The following is a 20134-nucleotide window of genomic DNA, read 5'->3' as shown; positions in this document are numbered from 1 at the left end:
GAGGAAGCGCCGATGGTCCCGTCGATGCTAGACCCGAACGAACACATCACCGTAACGCGCAGTGACCTCGGCCCAGTGGCCGTCGTGCACGTATCCGGCGAGGTGGACATCTCCACCATCGACACAATGTCCGAGTACGTACTCGACCACCTCGCCCAAACGCCGCCCGCCCTGGTGATCGACCTGTCCGGAGTCGTCTTCATGGGCTCAGCCGGCCTCGGCCTGCTGATAGAGGCCCACCAACAAGCGGACCGGACCGCCACAACGCTGCGCATCGTCGCAACATCCCCGCCAGTCCTGCGACCGTTGGAGATCAGCGGCCTGCTGGACCTGCTCCCAGTTCGCCGCACCCTGACCGAAGCCCTCGAGGGCCTGCCAAAGGGCTCATCTCTTCCCCGGTGAGAGCTTCGGCAAGGCCGTGGACTTCCGGCCACGGTGGGGCGTGGTGCCGGGGTGGGCGGGCGGAGGGAGCAATCAGTTCAGTAGGTAAACGAATTCTGGCGCCGGGCGGTTAGGATGGCCGAATGGCGTTGGTCGCGGGCGTGGATTCGTCTACCCAGTCCACAAAAGTGGTTGTGTGTGACGCGGAGACCGGGCAGGTCCTGCGGGAGGGCCGCGCGGCTCATCCGGACGGTACTGAGGTTCACCCGGATGAGTGGTGGCGGGCGTTTCAGGAGGCCACGGCCGATGGGTTGCTTGACGGTGTCGCGTCGATCGGGGTTGGTGGCCAGCAGCATGGGCTGGTGACGCTCGACGCTGATGGTGAGGTTGTCCGGCCTGCTTTGCTGTGGAATGACACGCGGTCGGCGGGTGCTGCTGAGGACCTGATCAAGGAGCTGGGTGGGCCGCAGGAGTGGGCCAACGCTGTCGGCTCTGTGCCGGTTGCCAGTTTCACGGTCACCAAGCTGCGGTGGATGGCCGAACATGAGCCTGAGCTCGCCCAAAAAGTCGCGACTGTTCTGCTGCCGCATGACTGGCTGACGTGGAAGCTGACCGGGGCGTTGGTCACCGACCGTGGCGACGCGTCGGGTACTGGTTATTTCTCCGCGGCTGACGGCAAGTATCGCGAGGATCTGCTGGTCAAGGCGTTCGGGCGGGTGCCTGAGCTGCCGCGGGTGCTCAGTCCGGATGACTCCGCGGGCCGCACGCCGGACGGCATTCTTGTGTCGGCTGGGACTGGTGACAACATGGCTGCCGCGTTGGGGCTTGGGCTTGAGGCCGGTGATGTTGTCGTATCCATCGGGACCAGTGGCACTGTGTTCGGGGTTGCCGACAAGATCACGCCTGACAGCACGGGTGCTGTTGCCGGTTTTGCCGATGCCACCGGTCGGTTCCTGCCGTTGGTGTGCACGTTGAATGCGGCGCGGGTGCTTACTGCCACCGCGACGATGCTTGGTGTGCAGCTGTCGGAGTTGGACGAACTCGCGTTGTCGGTCGCCGACTCCGGTGGGCTGCAGTTCGTGCCCTATCTGGACGGCGAACGCACTCCGAACCTGCCTGATGCGACTGGGTCGTTGCTTGGCATGCGCCGGGACAACATGACTCCGGCGAACGTGGCGCGGGCGGCCGTGGCGGGAATGCTCGGAGGACTCAGCGCTGGGCTTGAGGCGTTGCGTGCGGTCGGGCTTGTGGAGCGGCGGATTCTGCTGATCGGGGGCGGTGCCCGGTCTGCCGCGGTGCAGGCCATCGCGCGTGAGCTTTTCGCTGTGCCTGTGGAGGTTCCGGCTGCCGCGGAGTATGTGGCGCTCGGTGCCGCCCGGCAGGCCGCGTGGACTCTCACGGGACAACCTCCGGTCTGGTGACTTGATGTCCGATTTTCGCCAGCCGGTGGACACTGCCTGCGCCAGACTATGAGCTGTGTACGAGAAGAACTGTCATACGGTGATGGACAGCCCGTGCGGTCCGCTCACTCTGGTGGCGACTGACGGTGTGCTCAGCGGTCTGTACATGGATCTGCAGCGGTACCGTCCGGCGGACGAGTTGTTCGGCGTGCCGGATCCCGAGCCGTTCCCTGAGGTGATCCGGCAGCTCGACGAGTACTTCGCCGGCGGGCGGACCGACTTCGATCTGCCGATTCACCTCGGCGGCACGCAGTTCCAGCGCTCGGTGTGGACTGCGCTGTGCGAAATCCCTTACGGCGAAACGGTTACCTACGGCCAGCTTGCGGAACAGCTCGGCCGGCCCACCGCGTCCCGGGCGGTCGGACTGGCCAACGGCAAGAATCCGATCAGCGTCATCGTGCCGTGCCACCGCGTGATCGGCTCCACCGGCGACCTCACCGGTTACGGCGGAGGCATTGAGCGCAAACGGTTCCTGCTCGACTTCGAGAGTGGTGCACTGGTCCTCAGCTGAACAGGGCCGCTGAGCCGAAAGCGACGTTGAATCGGTCGCACCAGATCACCGCGCTGCGCAGGCCGTCGAGCGAAGTGCCCGCAGGTATGGCGTAGTTCTGGTTGCCGTGCGTGGCCTTGAGTTTGCCGAGTTTCACCTGGCGGCCGTCGTCGTACTTGAACCAGTCGCCGCCCGCGGTGGCGTCGGTGAGCCAGACATGCAGGTCCGGACCGTCCGAAGAGGCCAGTCCGGTCAGCCGGAGCACCCGGGAGCCGTCTGGCAGTTCGAGCACGGCGGCCCGGCCGGATGTCTTGTGCTCCTGGGAAACGAAGTCACCCGCGGCCAGCTCCTTCGGCACCGCGGGAGCGGCCGAAGTGGACGGAGCGGGCGCGGTACTGGCCGGAGTGCTGGACACAGGCGTTTCGACGGCGACGGGCTGAGCGAGGGGGAGCGCCTCGTCGAGTGTGCTGCTGGTGAACAGGCGCCAAGGCTGGAACGCCCACATGGCGAACGCTCCCGCGACGGCGAGAACGGCCAGGACTGCCCAGGTGACTTTCCTCCGCAACAGTGCACGCATGGCAGTTATTACACACGCTGTCCGGGCAAAAATGCGGCGAACCGCCCTTACCGGATCCTTACGACTGATGGCGGTGGCCTGCTCGCAGCGCATCGGGTAGCTTCCGCCAGCATGAGGTGGATCGGTGCGTTATCGGCAATTGCCCTGCTCATGGCGGGTGCGACACCCGCGGTCGCGGACCAGGACAGGGGCGGCGGCCCGTCGTGGCAGCTGACCCCGACCGGCAGCGAGGCCCGGCTGCGTGGACTGTCTGTTGTGGACGGCCGGACGGCGTGGGCGAGCGGCAGCCTCGGCACGGTGCTGCGGACCACCAACGGCGGCCGGACGTGGGACAGCGTCGGCCCGCCGGACACCGCGGCCCTGCAGTTCCGCGACATCGAGGCGTTCGACGCGGACAACGCTGTGGCGATGTCGATCGGCAACGGCCCGGACTCCCGGATCTACATCACTTCCAATGGTGGAAAGACCTGGACCGAGACTTTCCGCAATCCGGACCAACCGGCCTTCTACGACTGCATGTCGTTCTTCGACCGCCGCAACGGCCTGGCGCTGAGTGACCCGGTCGACGGCAAGTTCCGCATCCTGTCCACCAGTGACGGCGGCAAGAGCTGGAAGGTGCTGCCGAACACGGGCATGCCCGCCGCACAGCCCGCCGAGTTCGCGTTCGCCGCGAGCGGCCAGTGCCTGGTCACCGCCGGCCACAAGGACGCATGGATCGCCTCCGGCGGCGACGCCAAAGCCCGCGTCTACCACTCGAAGGACCGCGGCCTGACCTGGACGGTCAGCGACACCCCGATCCAGAGCGGACCGAGTGCGGGCGTGTTCACGGTCGCGATGCGGGACACAAGGACCGGTGTCGCGATCGGCGGCGACTTCGACGCGACGAAACCGACCAAGGACGCCGTGGCCAAGACCCGGGACGGCGGCAAGAGCTGGGTCAAGCCACCGCAGGCGCCCAAGGATTACCGCTCGGGCGCGACCTACATCCCGTACCTGCCGATCGGGATCCTGGCCGTCGGGCCGACCGGCAGCGACATCAGCCTGGACGGCGGCAACCATTGGCGCCAGTTCGACTCCGGCAGCTTCGACACCGTCGACTGTGGCTGGGACGGCGCGTGCTGGGCCGCCGGCGAGAAGGGACGCGTCGCCAAGTTCCGCTGGTAGTAAATACATTTGGAGAGGGACTGTGGCCGCGCTACAGTCCCTCTCGTGTTCCGGATGCGCGACTTGGCGACGCTCGCAGGCCTGTGCCTGCTGAGCGTGCTGTCGGCATCGCTGGATAGCTGACCCTCTCCCTTTCCGCCTCCTCTCGCGGAACCCACGGGGGAGGGTCGTGCAGCTGCGGGTTCCGCATGTCCAGCTTCGCAGAGAGAACACACGAAATGAGCAAGCAGCAGTACGTGCGCACCAAGCCGCACGTCAACATCGGCACGATGGGCCACGTCGACCACGGCAAGACCACCCTCACCGCGGCGATCACCAAAGTCCTTGCCGCGCAGGGCAACGGCACGAAGTTCACGGCGTTCGACAAGATCGACCGCGCGCCCGAGGAGATCGAGCGCGGCATCACGATCAACATCTCGCACGTCGAGTACGAGACGCCGACCAGGCACTACGCCCACGTCGACATGCCTGGCCACGCCGACTACGTCAAGAACATGATCACCGGCGCGGCTCAGCTCGACGGCGCGATCCTCGTTGTGTCCGCTGAGGACGGTTCGATGCCGCAGACGCGGGAACACGTTGTGCTCGCGCGCCGAATAGGTGTCGAGCACATCGTTGTCGCACTGAACAAGGTGGACATGGTGGCCGACGGCGACCTGCTCGACCTCGTCGAGCTGGAGATCCGGGAGCTGCTGTCGCGCTACGGGTTCGACGGCGACACCGTTGCGGTCGTGCGCGTGTCCGGGCTGAAGGCGATCGAGGGCGACCCGGTCTGGGAGCAGAAGATCGTGGAGCTGCTCGCTGCCGTGGACGAGCACGTGCCGGTTCCGGTGCGGCGGCTCGACCTGCCGTTCCTGATGCCGGTGGAGAACACCATGACCATCACCGGCCGTGGCACGGTGGTCACCGGCGCGGTGGAGCAGGGCTCGATCAAGCTCGGCGACACCGTGGAGATCGTCGGCCTGGAGCCGACTTTCACCAGTGTGGTCACCGGGCTGGAGATGTTCGGCAAGTCGCTGGAGCGGGCCGAGGCGGGTGACAACGCCGCGATTCTGCTGCGTGGCGTGAAGCGTGACCAGATCAGGCGGGGCCAGGTGCTCAGCCTGCCTGGCAGCGTCATGCCGCACCGGCGGTTCCGTGCGGACGTGTACGTGCTCAAGGCGGAGGAAGGCGGACGGCGGACGCCGATTCACGACAACTACCGCCCGCAGTTCCACTTCCGGACCAGTGACGTGCCGGGTTCGCTGACACTCGAGTCCGCGATGGTGCTGCCGGGTGACAGCACCGAGTTCGTCGTGGAACTCGGCAAGCCGATCGCGATGACCAAGGGCCAGGGTTTCGCCATCCGTGAGGGCCGCCTGACCGTGGCCGCCGGCACGGTCGCCGAAGTGCTGGACTGAACCTTGCAGGTCACCTTTGGGGCATGAAGCGCCCCAAAGGTGACCTCAAGAGCAGTCACTGACCGATCTGAGCTCCGGCGGCGTCCAGCGCCTCGGTCACCGGCTGGAAGAACGTCACGCCACCGGTCCGGCAGTCGCCGGAACCGCCTGAGGTCAGGCCGAGCGCGGAGCCGTCCTGTGTGAACAGCGGTCCGCCGCTGTCACCGCCTTCGGCGCACACCGTGGTCTGGATGAGCCCGGTGACCCTGCCCTCCGGATAGTTCACTGTGGCGTTCAGCGCGGTCACCCGCCCGTTGCGCAGCCCAGTTGTGCTGCCCATCCGTTGGACGTTCTGGTTCACACGCGCGTCCGCGGCCTGCCTTATCTGGACCGTCCTGCCGTTGCCTGTGTCCACAACGCTTGGTGCTTGGGTGTTGCGGTCGTTGTAGGACAACACGGCGAAGTCGCCGTTGCCGGGGAACGTCGACTGCTGCACGGTGGCGACAGGCCGACCGCCTTGGTTGACCGACCACTGCTGTGCGGCCGCCGTGCAGTGACCGGCGGTGAGCAGGCCGGGGTCGCCGTTGTTCAACTTGATGTTGAATCCCAGCGAGCACCGGGCCCCGCCACCGAAGATCGCGTCGCCGCCCTCGGCGAACAAGGTGAACCGGCCAGGCGCCCGTTCCAACCGCACTTTGTCCCCGCCCGCGGCCTGCAGGCTGTTCCACTGGTCGTCGGTGACGGTGCTGTCGGCGGTGATCAGGGTCTGATCGGTGTCCGGGTCGACCGCCCACGCCGTGCCGGGGATGGTCCGTAACGCCTCCAGCGACGGTCCGGCGGCCGGCTGCGAATCTGTGGCGCTGGCCTGGGGAATCGCGAACGCCGCCGTGGCGGCGACAGCGATCCCCGCGGCCGTGAGGACGACCTTCTTCCTGGTGATCTTCTTGTGTGCGCTACGCAATGGCGATGCCTCCCAATAGTTAGGCTCAATACCCATACGGGCGAACAGCGCGTGGCGGTTCAGATCGTTTCCGTCACCGCCTTCTGATCACGAGGTGCGCGGAGTCCACGCGAGGGGCGGGACGAAAGCAGTTCGCCGGTATCCGCCTCGCCACTCGCATCTCGTATTTCCGGGCCCATGCGGCGGTCTCTTTGGACTGTGCGGCAACAACTCGCCGCGCGAAGCCCCACTCGACCACGATGTCCGCGCCGACGAGAGCGCGTCGTGGCCTGGAAAGCAGCCGTCGCAGGAGCACTGTGGACAGTGCGTAGGGAATGCTTGCGACAACAGAGAAATCCCTACTGGGCAAGGGAACTGTCCGCAGGTCCGCGTGGACGACCTTGACCAGTGGCTGGTCGGCGAACCGGCGGCTGAGTTTGCGGACGAAGGCCTCGTCGCGTTCGACCGCCAGGACGCGTGCGCCCGTCGCGGCCAGTGGAGCGGTGAGTGTGCCCGGGCCGGCGCCGAAGTCGATCACCAGATCGCCGGGACCGGCCCCGGACGAACGGATCAACTGGCGGATGACGGCGTGCGCGGACAGGAAATGGACACCAGAGGAGGTGTGGGGAAGCAAGGTCGTCTCCAGCACGGAACAAGAGCGGGATGAGAGTGCTGTTGTTCTGAGGCGACAACGACCCGCCGAGCCCGAAGAACCGGGCTCAGCTGAAGATCAGCAGGTCAAGGGGGTCGCGCGCCTCAGCGGCGGCGCAACCTGATCAAAGTGAAGAAACATCCCACGCCGTCGACGTTAGCAACCGGGCACAACCGGTTTTTCCGCCGAAGCACTAGAGTTACCGGCGGGTATGAAGGGAGCGTCCATGACGGACATCAAGACGACGCTGTCTGACGTCGTCGGTGCTGAGCATCTGCTCACTGGGGACGCGATCGGCGAGGACTATGCCCATGACGAGGCGTTGAGCCGGGAGCCCGTGAAGCCGGCCTACGTGGCCCGGCCGGAGAACGCCGAACAGGTGGCGCTGCTGCTCAAGGCCGCCGCCGAGCAGGGGATTCCGGTGACCGCGCGAGGTTCTGGCTCAGGTTTGTCCGGTGCTTCGGCGCCGCGGGAGAACGGCCTGCTGATCTCGTTCGAGCGGATGAACGCCATCCTGGAGATCGACACCGAGAACCACGTCGCCGTGGTGCAGCCGGGCGTCACGCTGCAGGAACTGGACGACAAACTGGCCGAAGCGGGCCTGGTCTATCCCGTGTACCCGGGTGAGCTCAGCGCGAGCATCGGCGGCAACGTCGGCACGAACGCGGGCGGCATGCGTGCCATCAAGTACGGCGTGACCAGGCACAACGTCCTGGGGCTGGAGGCCGCGCTGCCGACCGGCGAAGTGATCCGGACCGGTGGCAAGTTCGTCAAGGCGAGCACGGGTTACGACCTCACCCAGCTGATCATCGGCTCCGAAGGCACGCTCGCGCTCGTCACCGAGGCAGTGTTGAAGGTGCAGCCGCGGCTACAGCACCAGGGCACGGTGCTCGCGCCGTTCGTCGATCTCGACGAGGTCGCCCGTGCGGTCCCGAAGGTGGTCGGCAGCGGCCTCGGCCCGCTGATCCTGGAGTACATCGACGGCCTGACCATGGGCGCGATCACCTACAGCGCGCAGTTGCAGCTCGGCATCCCCGACGAGGTCCGGGAGACCTCGCAGGCGTATCTCGTGGTGATGCTGGAGAACCGCAGCGCCGACCGGCTTGACGAGGACATCGAGGAGCTCGGCGAACTGCTGTCCGGTCTGGGTGCCAAGGACGTCTACGTCTTGCCCGGACCGTCGGCCCGCAAACTGATCGACGCGCGCGAGAAGGCGTTCTTCACAGCCAAAGCCGCGGGTGCCGACGACATCATCGACACCGTGATCCCGCGTGCCGCGCTGCCCCAGTTCATGGCGCGCGTCCGCGAGATCGCGCAGGAGAACAACACGTTCGTGATCGGCTGCGGGCACGCCGGCGACGGAAACGTGCACCTGGCGGTGCTGCAGAAGGACGCCGAGGTCCGCGAGCGGGTGCTGCGCGGGCTGTTCGAGGCGGGTATCGATCTCGGCGGCGCGATCTCCGGCGAGCACGGCATCGGCCAGAAGCACGTCAAGAGCTTCCTGGCGCTGACCGATCCGGCCAAAGTGGACCTCATGCGGCGGATCAAGGTCGCGTTCGACCCGGCCGGTGTCCTCAACCCCGGCGTTCTTTTCGACTGAGTGGGAGCATTTCGACGATGAACGGCGCACAGGCCCTGATCCGCACGCTCGTCGACGCGGGCGTGAACGTCTGCTTCGGCAACCCGGGCACCTCGGAGATGCATTTCGTCGCCGCACTGGATTCGGTGCCGGAGATGCGGGGCATCCTCGGGCTCTACGAGGGTGTGGTGACCGGCGCGGCCGACGGCTACGCACGGATGGCCGACAAGCCGGCGGCGACGCTGCTGCACCTCGGCCCGGGTCTGGCCAACGGCTTGGCGAACCTGCACAACGCGCGCCGCGCGCGGACCGGGATCGTGAACGTCGTCGGCGACCACGCGACGTACCACAAGCAGTACGACGCGCCGCTCGAGTCGGACATCGAGGCGCTGTCAGGCACCGTCGGCTGGTCCAGGACAAGCACCTCGACCGAGTCGCTTGCCGCGGATGCCGCCGAAGCCGTCGCGATCGCGCAGTCCGGGCAGGTCGCAACGCTGATCCTGCCCGCCGACGTGTCGTGGACCGAAGGTGGCGTGCCGTCCGCGTCGCTCGCACAGCCGGTGCGTGCGACCGTCTCTGAGAACGTCGTGCAGGCAGTCGTCGACGTGTTGCGCTCAGGCGAATCGACGGTCATTTTGCTGGGCAACGTCGGTACGCGTGAGCGCGCGCTGCGTGCGGCGAGCCGGATTTCGCAGGCCACGGGCGTGAAGCTGTTCGCCGAGACGTTTCCGACGCGGATGGAGCGCGGTGCGGGCGTGCCTGCCGTCGAGCGGCTCGGCTACCTGGCCGAGCAGGTCACGTACCAGCTGACGGACGTGCGCAACATCGTCCTCGCGGGCGCGAAGTCGCCTGTGTCGTTCTTCGCCTACCCAGGCAAGGCAAGCGACCTCGTGCCGGACGGCTGCAAGGTCCACGCCCTGGCCGAGCCCGGTGACGACATCGCGGCCGCCTTGGAGGCGATCGCCGACATCGTCGCCGCGGACGTGGAACCGTTGCTGCAGGAGGCAAGGCGGCCCAGCCTGCCGACCGGCGACCTGACCCCGCAGAACTGGGTCGACGTCATCGGCGCGCTGCTGCCGGAGAACGCGATCATCGTCGACGAGTCGAACACGTCCGGCCTGTTGCTGCCGATGGCGACGGCAGGCGCACCCAAGCACGACGTGCTCACGTTGACCGGTGGCTCGATCGGCTACGGCATGCCCGCCGCGACCGGCGCCGCAGTCGCGTGCCCCGACCGCCCGGTGATCAACCTGCAGGCCGACGGCAGCGCGATGTACACAGCCTCGGCGTTGTGGACGCAGGCTCGCGAAGAGCTGAACGTCACCACAGTCGTGCTCTCGAACCGTTCGTACGCGATCCTGAAGCTGGAGCTGCAGCGAGTCGGCGCGGAGAGCACCGGGCCGAAGGCACTGGATCTGCTCGACCTGTCCCGCCCGGACCTCGACTTCGTCGCGCTGGCCAAGGCCATGGGCGTACCCGGGACCCGGGCAGGCACAGCGGAGGAACTGGCCGAGCAGTTCCGCGAGGCCCAGTCCAAGCCAGGCCCGCACGTGATCGAGGCCATGGTCCCGACCCTTTTCTAGACGATTGATGCGGTAAAGATCATGTGAAGCCGGGCTAGTGTCCGGGCATAGGAGGAGGTGTGACTGAGCGCTTCATTTGGCCAGTTGAGCGTGCCAGTTTGCCGCTTGAGCACCAGAATCAGCCACAGCCTTGCGCCCAGCGGCTACTTGAGTCGAGCGGGATCGCCGGTGTGTGAGGGGCGATACCGCTGCTGATCGTCTGGTGGTTGTGGGTGGTGGGTGATCCGTGCGGCGAGTTGGGTGCGGTCGGTGAGGTCGAGTTTGGCCTGATGCGGTGGTGGCTGTCGGCGGCGCGTGGGGCGATGGCCGGGAGGGCGGTGATGTCCTGGGTGGCCAGGATCCGCAGCCCCGGCGCGGCGGCCAACAGATCACCGGCCAGCACCGCGCACGCGTCCACCAGATGCTCGCAGTTGTCCACCACCAGCAGCGACTGTTTGTCGGCCAGGTGGTCCGCCAGCATCTCCGTGGCGGCCGCGGCCCCTGCTGATCGTGGACGCCCAGGACATCGGCGACCGTTTGGGCCAGCAGCTTCTCGTCGGTCAGCGCGGCCAGCTCGACCAGCCACACCCCGCCCGGGAACGGCCCGCGCACCTGGGCGGCCACTCGCAGGGCCAGTCGGGTCTCGCCGACCCCGGCCACCCCGGTCAGCGTGACCAGCCGCACCCGCCGCAGCAGCCGCGCGGCAAGGGTGATCTCCCGCCGGCGACCGACAAAACTGGTCACCTCGCCCGGCAGATTCCCCACCGGTCGAGGTGATCCCACGCCGGCCATCACCGGTCCCGGCCTTCGCGTTGTTCGATGACCCACGCGGCCAGCTGGGTACGCTTGGTAAAACCGAGTTTGGTCAGGATGTGCTCGACGTGGCCTTCGGCGGTGCGCTGGGCGATCACCAACCGCGCCCCGATGTCCTTGTTGGACAGCCCCTCGGCCACCAGGTCGGCGACCTGCCGCTCCCGGCGGGTCAACGACGTGCCCGCGGTATCGGTCGCGGTGGTGGCCGGGGCGGCGGGCGCGGGTTTCTCCCCGAGGGCGTAGGCGACGGCTTGGTCGAGGTCGAGTGCTGCGCCGTGGCCGAACGCGGTCTGGAACGCGCGGTCACCCAGGGCGCGGCGGGCCTGCCGCTCGCACGCCTCATGCGCGGCAAGGTGATGCGGGGCGCCCAACAGAGGCTGGCCACCGAGCAGGGGCCAGATCGTGCTGGCCGCGCCGAGCAGCACCGCGGCCGGCTCATCCTCGCCGGCCGCCCCAACGATCCACGCCAGATGCTCGACCAGCAACGCCATGCCAAAGGCGTCGTGGAGGGCGCGCATGACCCGCAGACCCTCCCGGGCGTGCGCGCTCGCCAGCGCCACCTCGCCCCGGGCCCATTCGGCGAGGGTGAGAGTGCAGAGCGTGTAGGCCCGCGCCCATTGCTCGCCGTGCCGCTCACCGAGCGCAAGGCCCTGCTGGCAGAGCTCGCCGGCGCGGGCGAGATCATCCTGGAGCAGGGCCACCGCGGCCAGCACGGCATAGGCGATGATCACGATGTCGTTCAGTTCACCGAGGGCCTCGAAGCGCGCCAGGACATCCTCAAACAGGGCCTGCGCGCGCCGGAGGTCGCCGCTGAGCCATGCGACGGTTCCCAGGATGAACAGGGCATATGCCAGCAGGTTGTCCGCGCCGCGCGGCAGGGCCCAATCTCGACACTGCTCCGCCATGGCCGCGGCGGCGGAGGCATCCCCCTGCAGGACAGCGAGGTGGGCGTTGATCCACAGGGCGGTGGCCCGCGCCCTGCTCGGCTCGGTGTCCTGGGCCAGTGCCCGGTCCAGCCAGTGCCGGCCCTCGGACAGGAAGCCGCAGTGCCAGTAGAAGCGCAGGGCCGTGGCCAGCCGCAACCCGGTCTCGGATTCGCCGGGCATGGCCAGGCAGAACTCCAGCGCGAGGCGCAGGTTAGCGTGCTCACACCGGGTGCGGGCGAGCACCTCCAGCTGGGTGGGGCCGAACCACTCAGTGTTGCCTCGTTCGGCCAGCCCCAGGTAGTAGTCCCGATGCCGTCGGAGCAGCACCGCCTCCTGCCCGGCCGCCTTCAAGGCGTCGAGCCCATAGTGGGCGATGATGTCCAGCAACCGGTACCGCACCCGGGGGCCGTGATCCTGGTCCTCCCGGATGAGGATCGACTTGTCCACCAACTCCGCCACCAGATCCAGCACCCGATCCCGGGCGATGCCCTCCCCAGCACACACCGCCTCGGCCGCCTCCAGGTCGAACCCGCCGGCGAACACCGACACCCGCGCCCACAGCATCTGCTCCAGCGGCGAGCACAGCTGGTAGCTCCAGTCGACCACTGCCCGCAGCGTCCGGTGACGGGGCAGCACCGTCCGGCTGCCTGCGCGTAGGAGGCGGAAGCGGTCGTCCAGCCGAGCCAGGATCTGCTCCGGCGAGAGCACCCGCAGCCGCGCCGCGGCCAGCTCGATCGCCAGCGGCAGCCCGTCCAGCCGGTGGCAGATCCGGGCAATCGTCGTGTGATTGCCGGCGGTGATCGCGAAGTCGGGCCGCACCGCCGTCGCGCGCTCCGTGAACAGGCGGATCGCCTCGTTGTGGAGCAGTTTTCCAGGCTGCGGTGGGCGTTCGGGGTCCGGCACCGGCAGGGGCGGCACCGCCAGGATATGTTCGCCCGGTGTGGACAGCGCGTGCCGGCTGGTGGCCAGGATCCGCAGCGCCGGCGCCGCCGTAAGCAGGTCGGTCGCCAGCCCCGCGCAGCGGTCCGCCAGATGTTCGCAGTTGTCCAACACCAACAGCAGCTGTTTGTCCCGCAGGTAGTCCACCACGACCTCCCGCGGCGACCGCGCGGACCGATCACGAATCCCCACCGCGTCCGCGACCGTCTGCTCCAGCAGCGTCCGGTCCTGCAGCGCGGCCAGCTCCACCAGCCGCGCCCCGTCGGCGAACGCCCGCCGCACCCCGGCCGCCACCCGCAACGCCAGCCGGGTCTTGCCCACCCCGCCGACCCCGGTCAACGTCAACAGCCGGCCGGCGGACAGCAGCCGTTTCGCCTCGGAGACCTCCCTGCGCCGGCCCACGAAACTGGTGACCTCGGCGGGAAGATTGCCCCCATGCTGCCGCGACCTGGTGCCCGACATCACGGGTCGCACGTTCGGTGGTCTCATCCCGGTCGCGTGCCGGACTCGTTCAGCGAGGCCCCCAGCAGCCGTGATGCCTTCACTGCGACGTTCCGCAGGGCACTTCACAAACCTCCGCACCGAAAGAAGCGCACCGAAAGAAGACCCGGCACAGCCGACAACTCCAGCGGCAAGAATGCGGCAGCAACCCGGCATGGTGGAACGGCAGGAGTAGACGCAGTCTCGACAATGGCCACCAAACGCCAGTGAGCCTCTCTGTGTCACCGGAGGGTGAGGCTGGGCAGCGGTGACTCAGGTAGCCGATGACCTAGACCGTCATCCAAATCCAAGCCGCCTGAGCGCCCCGGTGGCCAACTACCGGACAGCGCTCAGTCACAGGAGGGCGTCCAAGATCAATGTGTGACGAAAAACCTGAACACCCTCCTGACCGCACTCTACGTGCTGGTCGATGACCACGTCGTCCCAGCCCGCACCGGCCGTGGCCACCGGCCCGACCTCACCGACAGTGAACTGATCTGCCTCGCGGTGGCCCAGATCATGCTGGGCTACCGCAACGAACGCCGCTGGGTCCGCCACGTCCACGCCACCCCCGAACTGATCGGCATGTTCCCCTACATGCTGTCCCAATCCGGCTACCACCGACGCCTCAAGACCGCGCAACCCTTGCTGTGCAAGACGATCATCACCCTGGCCGCCTGCTGCCCGTCCTGGTTTGACGATATGTGGATCACCGACGCCACCCCGGTGCCCTGCGGCATGTCCCGCGAGACGGTGAAACGGTCTGACCTGGCCGGACACGCCAACTACGGTTACTGCGCGTCACACTCCCGGTGGTACTGGGGTCTGAAGCTGTACCTGGTCTGTGCCGGGGACGGGATGCCGATCATGTGGTGCCTGGCCGACCCCAAGATCGGCGAACGGGAGGTGCTGGCGGCCTTGCTCGACAACAATCACCACCTCATCCGCGAGAGTCAGATCCTGGTGGCCGACAAGGGTTTCTCCGGTAAGCCCTTCAAGAAACTCACCGAGTCGATGGGCATACGGCTGCTGCGTCCGGACCGCAAGGACGAGACCTACCGCAATGGCAGCCTCGGCGGTGTCCGCCAACGGATCGAATCAGTCAATCAGACCCTCAAAGGGCAGCTCGACCTGGAACGGCACGGTGGACGCACCCCGCTGGGGGTCTTCACCCGTGTCGCCCAGCGCCTGCTGGCCATGGCCGCCGGCATCTGGCACAACTGGATGACCGGCCTGACCAGCAAAAGGTCGCTCACAGCCTTCGATCACTAACATCAACTTCACCGCATCAATCGTCTAGATGGTGGGACCTGTCTGACACGTCAAGTAGCGTCGATGGCATGTCCAGCCTGGAAGTCCGGCATGTCGCCATGACCGATCCGGTCGTGCGGCCGCTGCTTGAAGACCTCGTGCAGGAGTACGCCAGCCGCTACGGCTCGGTGTACGAAGACCTGATCGCCTACCCGGCAGCCAGGTTCGCCCCACCGGACGGCGCCTTCCTTGTTCTCATCGAGAACGAGCAGGCGATCGCCGGTGGGGCGTTCCAGCGCTATGACCCGGACACCGCGGAGGTCAAACGGGTCTGGACCCACCGTGACCACCGGCGTCGTGGTCTCGCCGCCCGCATCATGGCCGAACTGGAAAAGGAAGCCGCCGGCCGCGGCTACACCCGGATATATCTGATGACCGGCCCGAACCAGCCCGAAGCCGTCAACCTCTACCTGGCCAACGGTTACACCGCGCTGTTCGACCTGGCATCCCCGCCCACCTCCGGCCCGCTGCCCTTCGAAAAGGCACTGATCGGCGCGTAACGTTGAGGAGTGACCTCGCTACCGGTTCAGGCGACCACGGATGACCCGGCTGTGCTTGCGGCATATCGCACCGACCGGGCCTCGTTCTGTCCCAGTGGAACGCCGAAAGCGCTGGTCCGGGCGAGGTCGCTGCAGGATGTCGTGCAAACCCTCCAGTGGGCCAGCGAAAACAACGTCCCGGTAGTGCCGCAGGGTGCGCGTACCGGGCTTTCCGGCGGAGCGAACGCACTCGATGGATGCGTTCTGCTCAACGTCGAGAAACTCGACCGGATTCTGGACATCGACGTCGAAGAGCAGATAGCCGTGGTCGAGCCGGGCGTCATCAACGCCACACTCGCCGCCGCGGTGGCCGAGAAGGGGCTCTACTACCCGCCTGATCCGGGTTCCAAGGACATCTCGTCGATCGGCGGCAATGTGGCGACCAACGCTGGCGGCATGTGCTGCCTGAAATACGGCGTCACCGGTGATTTCGTCCGGGCCTTGCAGGTCGTCCTGGCCGATGGTCGCGTCATGCGGACCGGCCGCCGCACTGCCAAGGGAGTCGCGGGTTACGACCTGACCCGGTTGTTCGTCGGCTCAGAAGGAACGCTCGGCGTCGTGACCGAGGTGACCGTCGCGCTCAGGCCCGCTGCCGCGAGGCCGCTGGCGGCAGTCGCGTTCTTCGACACAACGGCGGACGCGTGCCGTGCGGTCGCCGACCACCTGGGCGGCGGGTTCCGGCCTGCGGCGTTGGAGCTCATGGACGCCGCGACGATCGAAGCCGTCGCCAAACTGCAGGACCTCGGGTTCCCGCCTGGGGTCGGCGCCGTACTCATCGCGCAGTCAGACGCGGGCACCAAGGCGCCGGAGGAACTGGCTGCTTTCGAGTTGTCGGCACGCAAGTGCGCCGCGACCGAAGTGATCGTCTCCGAGGACCCGGCCGAAGCCGACCTGCTCATGCAGGGCCGCAGGCTGGTCGGCCTGGCATTCGAGGAGTACCCGGCCTCCCTGGTCGACGACGTGTGCGTGCCCCGCAGGCACCTGGCCGAACTTGTCGACGGCATCGAACGGATCGCCAAGCAGTACGACGTCTTCATCGCCACATGCGGTCACGCGGGCGACGGCAACATGCACCCCGCGGTGCTGTTCGACCACGCCCAGGCTGAGGCAGCGCAGCAGGCGTTCGACGCGGTCATGCAGCTGGGCCTCGATCTCGGCGGAACCATCACCGGCGAGCACGGCGTGGGCTTGCTCAAACGTGACTGGCTGGCGCGGGAGCTGGACGAAGCCGCGCTGTGGTCGCACCAGCAGATCAAGAACGCACTGGATCCGCGCGGGATCCTCAACCCCGGTCGAGTGATCGACTCGCGGGCGACTGGACGCGCGGCAGTCGATCAAAGATCATCTTAAGCGGGAGAGGTGCCGGCGAGGGAGTGTTCGAATGCGTACCTTGCGGCGGGAGTTGGCCAGGATCTGGGCCTGTGTGACCGACCGGTCACGCGGGCAGCTGGTACTGGCGTGTGTGGTCTCGGTATGGACGTTCGCGTGGGTGCTCGGGCAGGCGGTGGCTCCGCCGATGGCACCCCTGGACGTTCCCCGGGGCTTGCTCGGCTGGGCGGGCGTGCCGGTCGGGTGGCTGGACGCGGTCTCGCAGTGGGCGCGTGACCCGTCCAGAGGCTGGGTGTTCGCCGTGGTGGCCGTGGCCGGCGGCCTGCTCTGGGCTGCCACGACCGAACGTGCCCAGCTCACGGCCGTGTCCGGCTGGCTGGCCGTGCTGGTTGCCGCGGAGGGGATCGGCTATCACCCCGCTGTGTTCCGTGCGGTCATCGCGATGGTCGGCTTCATCGCGGTTCTCGTGCTGCTGGCGTTGCCGGGCAAGGTCTCGGTGATGAACAGCCGCGTGACCCTGATTCCCAGGGACGTGGCGCGCGCGGGGGCGACCGCCGCGGCGATGGCGGCGATGGTCCCGTTACTGGCAGCGGGTCTGGCGATCATCCGCCTGGTCCGGCCCTACGTAACCCGGCCGCCCAAGGTGGTCGTGCCGCGCGCCCGTGACGCGGAGGACCACAAGACCCTCGTTCGTGACTGATTGCCACAAAGCCGTCGTTGGAGGGTGTGGTGCGGACCACACCGGTGGTACAACAGAAGACGTACGTTCTGTTTCCATGGGGAGGGTCTCCAATGGCGGATACCCAGAACATCGCGGTCGGTGTGCCGCGCGAGTCGGTCCCTGGAGAACGACGGGTCGCACTTGTCCCGAAGGTTGTGGGACGCCTGCGGTCCGCGGGGCTGAACATCGTGGTCGAGCCCGGCGCCGGTGGTGGGGCGTTGATGTCGGACTGGCTCTACGAGGAGGCCGGGGCGACCCTCGGCGATCCGTGGGCCTGCGACGTGGTCGTGAAGGTGGCGGCCCCGACCGACGAGGAGATCGGACGTCTGAAACCCGGCAGCGTGCTGATCGGGTTCCTCGGCACCGATCAGGCGCAGGCGCTGGCCACGGCGGACGTGCACGGCCTGGCCATGGAGGCCATCCCGCGGATCTCCCGCGCACAGTCGATGGACGCCCTCTCCTCGCAGAGCAGCGTCGCCGGGTATCTTGCTGCTTTGCTTGGCGCACAACACTTGACGCGTTTCTACCCGATGCTGACCACGGCCGCGGGAACCGTTCCGCCCGCCAAGACCCTGGTCCTCGGCGCGGGTGTCGCCGGGCTGCAGGCGCTGGCCACGGCACGGCGGTTAGGCGCGCAGACCACGGGTTACGACGTCCGGCCTGAAGTCGCCGAGCAGGTGCGTTCGGTCGGCGCCAAGTGGCTCGACCTCGGCATCGAGGCTCGCGGCGAGGGTGGTTACGCGCGGGCGCTCACCGATGAGGAACGCGCCGAACAGCTGAAGCGGCTCAACGAAGCCGTGATCGGGTACGACGTCGTGATCACCACGGCCCAGGTGCCCGGCAGGCGGGCGCCGGTCCTGGTCACCGAGGACTCCGTGACCGCGATGCGCGCGGGCAGTGTGGTCGTCGACCTGGCCGGCGAATCCGGCGGGAACTGTGAGCTGAGCGTGCCCGGTGAGGTCGTGGTCCGCCATGACGTGACGATCGTGGCCCCGCTCAACCTGCCGGCGAGCATGCCGGAGTCGGCCAGCGAGCTGTACGCCCGCAATGTCCAGGCCCTGCTGGAACTGCTGGTCACCGACGGCCGGCTGAACCTGGACTTCGACGACGAGATCGTCGCGTCCGCGTGCGTCACCAGGAAGGAGTCCTGATGCTGGTACAGAACCTGGCCATCCTGGTGCTCGCGGGCTTCGTCGGTTTCGCGGTGATCTCCAAGGTGCCCAACACGTTGCACACGCCGTTGATGTCCGGCACCAACGCCATCCACGGCATCGTCCTGCTCGGCGCGCTCATCGTGCTGGGTCTCGGCGCGACCGGCACGCTCGACCAGATCCTGCTCGTGGTCGCGATCGCCTTCGGCACGATCAACGTCGTCGGCGGTTTCCTTGTGACAGACCGAATGCTGGGGATGTTCAAGAGCAAGGGGCCGCGGGAATGAGCTGGCTCCAGGATCCCGTCACGATCCAGTGCCTCTACATCGTGGCGTTCGCGCTCTTCATCTACGGCCTGATGGGCCTGACAGGCCCCCGGACTGCCGTGCGCGGCAACATGTTGGCCGCTGTCGGCATGGCGATCGCCGTACTGGCAACGGCTTTGACGCCGGGCATGGGCAACTGGTGGCTCATCCTGCTGGGCGTCGCGATCGGTACCGCGGTCGGCATTCCGGCTGCGCGCAAGGTGAAGATGACCGCGATGCCACAGATGGTCGCGCTGTTCAACGGCGTCGGCGGTGGCGCGGTCGCCATCGTCGCCTGGGTCGAGTTCCGCCAGTCACACGGCTTCGCGGAGGAGCCTGCGCACGTCGCGATCGCGACATTGTTCGCAGCCCTGATCGGTTCGATCTCGTTCTGGGGCTCGAACGTGGCCTTCGGCAAACTCCAGGAGATCCTGCCGGGCAGGCCCATCTCGGTGGGCAGGCTCCAGCAGCCGCTGAACCTCCTGCTCCTGCTCATCGGCGTGGCCTGCGGCGTCGCAGTGGTGGCAGGCGCCACCTCGGAGTGGCTGATGATCGGGGTACTCCTGTCGTCGGCCCTGCTCGGACTGATGGTCGTGCTCCCGATCGGCGGCGCCGACATGCCCGTCGTGATCTCCCTGCTGAACGCACTGACCGGCCTGAGCGCGGCGGCGACGGGGATCGCGCTCGACAACACCGCCCTGATCGTGGCGGGAATGATCGTCGGCGCGTCCGGCACCATCCTGACGAACCTGATGGCCAAGGCCATGAACAGGTCGATCCCGGCCATCGTCGCCGGCGGCTTCGGCGGCGAGGCGATATCCGGCGGCTCAGGTCCGGCCGACAAGACAGTCCGCCGGACCAGCGCCTCCGACGCGGCCATCCAGATGAGCTACGCCCGCCAGGTGGTCGTCGTGCCCGGATACGGCATGGCCGTGGCCCAGGCCCAGCACGCCGTCCGGGAGATGGCCAAGGAGTTGGAGAGCAAGGGCGTGTCGGTCTACTACGCGATCCACCCGGTCGCCGGCCGCATGCCAGGACACATGAACGTCCTGCTCGCGGAGGCCGACGTCCCCTACGAGCACCTCAAGGAGATGGAGGAGATCAACGGCGAGTTCGCCAGAACGGACGTCGCCCTGGTCATCGGCGCGAACGACGTGACCAACCCCGCCGCCGACACCGACCCGGGCTCACCCATCTACGGGATGCCGATCCTCAAGGTCAACGAGAGCCGCTCAGTCATCGTCCTGAAGCGTTCGATGAGCCCAGGCTTCGCCGGAGTCGACAACGACCTCTACTACGACCCCCGCACCGCCATGCTCTTCGGCGACGCCAAGAAGTCCGTCAGCGAGGTGGTGGAGGAGCTACGAGCCCTCTAGAGGGCCTCTGACCTGCGGCGATGCAGTTAAGGGGACCCCCCTGAAACGGCCCGTTTGGCA

The 20134-nt window shown here is 67.5% G+C and carries 20 protein-coding genes; 15 read left to right on the top strand and 5 right to left on the bottom strand.

Annotation, left to right across the window (positions count from 1 at the left end):
* The first annotated feature begins 24 nt into the window (after positions 1 to 24).
* From JOF56_RS00100 to JOF56_RS00090, 3 genes are all read left to right on the top strand, one after another.
* Complete coding sequence (locus tag JOF56_RS00100; protein WP_209633127.1) at positions 25 to 402, top strand: STAS domain-containing protein; 378 nt, start codon at positions 25 to 27, stop codon at positions 400 to 402.
* 122 nt (positions 403 to 524) lie between these two features.
* Positions 525 to 1802, top strand: coding sequence for a xylulokinase (gene xylB / locus JOF56_RS00095; RefSeq protein WP_209633124.1), 1278 nt, complete (start codon positions 525 to 527; stop codon positions 1800 to 1802).
* An 82-nt stretch (positions 1803 to 1884) separates the two neighbouring features.
* Positions 1885 to 2352, top strand: a complete 468-nt coding sequence (locus JOF56_RS00090) for a methylated-DNA--[protein]-cysteine S-methyltransferase (protein WP_209647912.1) — start codon at positions 1885 to 1887, stop codon at positions 2350 to 2352.
* Here JOF56_RS00090 and JOF56_RS00085 read toward each other — a convergent pair.
* Positions 2345 to 2908 carry a DM13 domain-containing protein gene (locus JOF56_RS00085; protein ID WP_209633122.1) on the bottom strand — a complete coding sequence of 188 codons (564 nt, stop codon included), beginning with the start codon at positions 2906 to 2908 and terminating at the stop codon, positions 2345 to 2347. The two genes, JOF56_RS00090 and JOF56_RS00085, sit on opposite strands and share 8 nt — an antisense overlap.
* A gap of 111 nt (positions 2909 to 3019) precedes the next feature.
* Between JOF56_RS00085 and JOF56_RS00080 the strand changes: the two genes are divergently transcribed.
* Together JOF56_RS00080 and tuf are read left to right on the top strand one after the other, a co-directional pair.
* Positions 3020 to 4072: a WD40/YVTN/BNR-like repeat-containing protein gene (locus tag JOF56_RS00080; protein WP_209633120.1), complete on the top strand. Its 1053-nt coding sequence runs from the start codon at positions 3020 to 3022 to the stop codon at positions 4070 to 4072.
* A 218-nt stretch (positions 4073 to 4290) separates the two neighbouring features.
* Entirely contained in the window at positions 4291 to 5472 is a 1182-nt protein-coding gene (tuf, locus tag JOF56_RS00075; RefSeq protein WP_209633118.1) for an elongation factor Tu, read from the top strand.
* Positions 5473 to 5527: 55 nt separating this feature from the next.
* Here the strand turns inward: tuf and JOF56_RS00070 are convergent, their stop codons facing one another.
* Positions 5528 to 6412, bottom strand: a complete 885-nt coding sequence (locus JOF56_RS00070; protein ID WP_209633115.1) for a S1 family peptidase — start codon at positions 6410 to 6412, stop codon at positions 5528 to 5530.
* Positions 6413 to 6485: 73 nt separating this feature from the next.
* Positions 6486 to 7040, bottom strand: coding sequence for a 23S rRNA (adenine(2058)-N(6))-methyltransferase Erm(C) (locus tag JOF56_RS00065; protein ID WP_209633113.1), 555 nt, complete (start codon positions 7038 to 7040; stop codon positions 6486 to 6488).
* A gap of 229 nt (positions 7041 to 7269) precedes the next feature.
* On the opposite strand from JOF56_RS00065, the gene JOF56_RS00060 reads away from it, so the two are divergent.
* Together JOF56_RS00060 and JOF56_RS00055 are read left to right on the top strand one after the other, a co-directional pair.
* Positions 7270 to 8643, top strand: a complete 1374-nt coding sequence (locus tag JOF56_RS00060; RefSeq protein WP_209633110.1) for an FAD-binding oxidoreductase — start codon at positions 7270 to 7272, stop codon at positions 8641 to 8643.
* A 17-nt stretch (positions 8644 to 8660) separates the two neighbouring features.
* Entirely contained in the window at positions 8661 to 10205 is a 1545-nt protein-coding gene (locus JOF56_RS00055; protein ID WP_209633108.1) for an acetolactate synthase large subunit, read from the top strand.
* Between the two features lie 118 nt (positions 10206 to 10323).
* On the opposite strand, the gene JOF56_RS00050 is transcribed toward JOF56_RS00055, so the two are convergent.
* On the bottom strand, positions 10324 to 10665 hold the full coding sequence (locus tag JOF56_RS00050; RefSeq protein WP_209633106.1) for a hypothetical protein: 342 nt from the start codon (positions 10663 to 10665) through the stop codon (positions 10324 to 10326).
* 29 nt (positions 10666 to 10694) lie between these two features.
* Between JOF56_RS00050 and JOF56_RS00045 the strand changes: the two genes are divergently transcribed.
* Entirely contained in the window at positions 10695 to 10961 is a 267-nt protein-coding gene (locus JOF56_RS00045) for a hypothetical protein (protein WP_209633104.1), read from the top strand.
* Between the two features lie 14 nt (positions 10962 to 10975).
* On the opposite strand, the gene JOF56_RS00040 is transcribed toward JOF56_RS00045, so the two are convergent.
* On the bottom strand, positions 10976 to 13324 hold the full coding sequence (locus JOF56_RS00040) for an ATP-binding protein (RefSeq protein ID WP_209633102.1): 2349 nt from the start codon (positions 13322 to 13324) through the stop codon (positions 10976 to 10978).
* A 399-nt stretch (positions 13325 to 13723) separates the two neighbouring features.
* Here JOF56_RS00040 and JOF56_RS00035 point away from each other — a divergent pair, with 399 nt between their 5' ends.
* The 7 genes from JOF56_RS00035 (at position 13724) to JOF56_RS00005 (ending at position 20074) form a co-directional block, all read left to right on the top strand.
* A complete protein-coding gene (locus JOF56_RS00035; protein WP_209633100.1) occupies positions 13724 to 14614 on the top strand; it encodes an IS982 family transposase in 891 nt (296 codons plus the stop codon).
* Between the two features lie 68 nt (positions 14615 to 14682).
* Positions 14683 to 15153 carry a GNAT family N-acetyltransferase gene (locus tag JOF56_RS00030; RefSeq protein ID WP_209633098.1) on the top strand — a complete coding sequence of 157 codons (471 nt, stop codon included), beginning with the start codon at positions 14683 to 14685 and terminating at the stop codon, positions 15151 to 15153.
* A gap of 9 nt (positions 15154 to 15162) precedes the next feature.
* Positions 15163 to 16542: an FAD-binding oxidoreductase gene (locus JOF56_RS00025; RefSeq protein ID WP_209633097.1), complete on the top strand. Its 1380-nt coding sequence runs from the start codon at positions 15163 to 15165 to the stop codon at positions 16540 to 16542.
* A 31-nt stretch (positions 16543 to 16573) separates the two neighbouring features.
* The gene (locus JOF56_RS00020) at positions 16574 to 17221 is read left to right on the top strand and encodes a hypothetical protein (protein ID WP_209633095.1); all 648 of its coding nucleotides are present in this window, start codon (positions 16574 to 16576) and stop codon (positions 17219 to 17221) included.
* 92 nt (positions 17222 to 17313) lie between these two features.
* Positions 17314 to 18393 (top strand): NAD(P) transhydrogenase subunit alpha, encoded by a 1080-nt coding sequence (locus JOF56_RS00015; RefSeq protein ID WP_209633093.1) that lies wholly within the window; start codon positions 17314 to 17316, stop codon positions 18391 to 18393.
* Positions 18393 to 18680: an NAD(P) transhydrogenase subunit alpha part 2 gene (locus JOF56_RS00010; protein ID WP_209633091.1), complete on the top strand. Its 288-nt coding sequence runs from the start codon at positions 18393 to 18395 to the stop codon at positions 18678 to 18680. Before JOF56_RS00015 ends, JOF56_RS00010 begins: the two co-directional genes overlap by 1 nt.
* Positions 18677 to 20074 carry an NAD(P)(+) transhydrogenase (Re/Si-specific) subunit beta gene (locus JOF56_RS00005; protein WP_209633089.1) on the top strand — a complete coding sequence of 466 codons (1398 nt, stop codon included), beginning with the start codon at positions 18677 to 18679 and terminating at the stop codon, positions 20072 to 20074. The genes JOF56_RS00010 and JOF56_RS00005 overlap by 4 nt, the downstream gene beginning before the upstream one ends.
* Positions 20075 to 20134: the final 60 nt, after the last annotated feature.

Source organism: Kibdelosporangium banguiense (genome assembly GCF_017876405.1).
In the GTDB taxonomy this organism is placed as follows: Bacteria; Actinomycetota; Actinomycetes; order Mycobacteriales; family Pseudonocardiaceae; genus Kibdelosporangium; species Kibdelosporangium banguiense.
The sequence above is the reverse complement of the archived record's forward strand: the minus strand, read 5'-3'. Positions and strand labels throughout refer to the sequence as shown.

Coding starts and splice junctions, on each gene's coding strand:
- JOF56_RS00080 (WP_209633120.1), top strand. CDS start 3,020: ATGAGGTGGATCGGTGCGTTATCGGCAATTGCCCTGCTCATGGCGGGT.
- JOF56_RS00005 (WP_209633089.1), top strand. CDS start 18,677: ATGAGCTGGCTCCAGGATCCCGTCACGATCCAGTGCCTCTACATCGTG.
- JOF56_RS00090 (WP_209647912.1), top strand. CDS start 1,885: ATGGACAGCCCGTGCGGTCCGCTCACTCTGGTGGCGACTGACGGTGTG.
- JOF56_RS00100 (WP_209633127.1), top strand. CDS start 25: ATGCTAGACCCGAACGAACACATCACCGTAACGCGCAGTGACCTCGGC.
- JOF56_RS00020 (WP_209633095.1), top strand. CDS start 16,574: ATGCGTACCTTGCGGCGGGAGTTGGCCAGGATCTGGGCCTGTGTGACC.
- JOF56_RS00060 (WP_209633110.1), top strand. CDS start 7,270: ATGACGGACATCAAGACGACGCTGTCTGACGTCGTCGGTGCTGAGCAT.
- JOF56_RS00050 (WP_209633106.1), bottom strand. CDS start 10,665: ATGCTGGCGGACCACCTGGCCGACAAACAGTCGCTGCTGGTGGTGGAC.
- JOF56_RS00040 (WP_209633102.1), bottom strand. CDS start 13,324: ATGTCGGGCACCAGGTCGCGGCAGCATGGGGGCAATCTTCCCGCCGAG.
- tuf (WP_209633118.1), top strand. CDS start 4,291: ATGAGCAAGCAGCAGTACGTGCGCACCAAGCCGCACGTCAACATCGGC.
- JOF56_RS00055 (WP_209633108.1), top strand. CDS start 8,661: ATGAACGGCGCACAGGCCCTGATCCGCACGCTCGTCGACGCGGGCGTG.
- JOF56_RS00030 (WP_209633098.1), top strand. CDS start 14,683: ATGTCCAGCCTGGAAGTCCGGCATGTCGCCATGACCGATCCGGTCGTG.
- JOF56_RS00085 (WP_209633122.1), bottom strand. CDS start 2,908: ATGCGTGCACTGTTGCGGAGGAAAGTCACCTGGGCAGTCCTGGCCGTT.
- xylB (WP_209633124.1), top strand. CDS start 525: ATGGCGTTGGTCGCGGGCGTGGATTCGTCTACCCAGTCCACAAAAGTG.
- JOF56_RS00010 (WP_209633091.1), top strand. CDS start 18,393: ATGCTGGTACAGAACCTGGCCATCCTGGTGCTCGCGGGCTTCGTCGGT.
- JOF56_RS00015 (WP_209633093.1), top strand. CDS start 17,314: ATGGCGGATACCCAGAACATCGCGGTCGGTGTGCCGCGCGAGTCGGTC.